The organism is Vibrio sp. 1069 (assembly GCF_033340555.1).
In genome coordinates, this window is sequence record NZ_JAWOWP010000915.1 from 1 (window position 1) to 526 (window position 526).

Genomic DNA, 526 nt, shown 5'->3' on the forward strand with positions numbered 1-526 from the left:
CCATCATGCACCATGGTGAGATCGTAGAAGTCAATCACGCTTACGAGATCCGCAATCACCCACAACACCCTTACACGCAAAAATTGTGGGCCTCGTTCCCCAATATTCACGATGTTCACAAGCAGCCAGAGCAACAAGGAGCACCAGTATGAGTCAACCGATCATTCAAATGAAAAACGTGATCAAAGAGTTCACTGTGGGCGGTGGCTTTGCCAAAGAAGAGACTTTTCGAGCGTTGCAAGGTGTCAGTTTTGATCTTTACGCTGGGCGAACATTGGCTCTCGTTGGCGAATCAGGCTGCGGTAAAAGCACGTGTGCAAGGCTAATCACAAAGGTTTACACGTCGAGCGAAGGGGAAATTCTATTTAACGGCACCAACATCAATGACATCACCTCACGACACGATATTCAAGATTATCGCAGTAAGGTACAAATGGTGTTTCAAGACCCTTTTGGATCGCTGAACCCTACCCACACAATTCGTCATCATCTAACTCGCCCGTTGAAAATCCACAAGCAGGTGCAG

Annotated in this window: 1 protein-coding gene and 1 pseudogene; both read left to right on the top strand. The window is 47.3% G+C overall.

What is annotated here, in order from left to right; all coding sequences use genetic code 11:
• Positions 1-152 (top strand): annotated as a pseudogene (locus R7040_RS29785) (ABC transporter ATP-binding protein); the annotation flags it as partial.
• A partial coding sequence (locus R7040_RS29790) for an ATP-binding cassette domain-containing protein (protein ID WP_318098091.1) occupies positions 149-526 on the top strand: 378 nt, incomplete at its 3' end. The pseudogene R7040_RS29785 and the gene R7040_RS29790, both read left to right, overlap by 4 nt.